Source organism: Tamlana crocina, assembly GCF_012037625.1.
This window is the reverse complement of record NZ_JAAVJS010000620.1, coordinates 1-331: the sequence shown is the minus strand read 5'-3', so window position 1 is coordinate 331 and position 331 is coordinate 1. Positions and strand designations below refer to the sequence as shown.

Annotated in this window: 1 pseudogene; it reads right to left on the bottom strand. The window is 40.8% G+C overall.

Features of this window, described 5'->3' with window-relative positions:
* Positions 1-177: 177 nt before the first annotated feature.
* Positions 178-331: pseudogene (locus tag HC176_RS20175) on the bottom strand (lactate utilization protein B/C); the annotation flags it as partial.

Sequence of the window (331 nt, the reverse complement as noted above, 5' to 3'; positions counted from 1 at the left end):
AGAAGGGCATAACCAAGGTAGCTTTTAAGATGGAGGAGCCGTTGCAGCTCTCGCAGGCAAATCACTCCAAACAGAAGGAAAAGGGTGGTAAAAGCGAATTCAGAGAAGAAAATGGAAACCACCAGAATTGACACATACATGATCCCCGATAATCCCCGAATAATATTTTCCTTCATGTTAAAGATCTTCCAGAAGCAGCAAATATAAGTTTTTTGTGCTACTTCCATAACTCATGAAGTCTCCTTCCTTATTTGTCTCGAAATTCTTGATGGTGGTAATGTTGGAAGGAATACGGTCCCGGTTCTTGAATTTTATTCCTCTAAGACCTTCG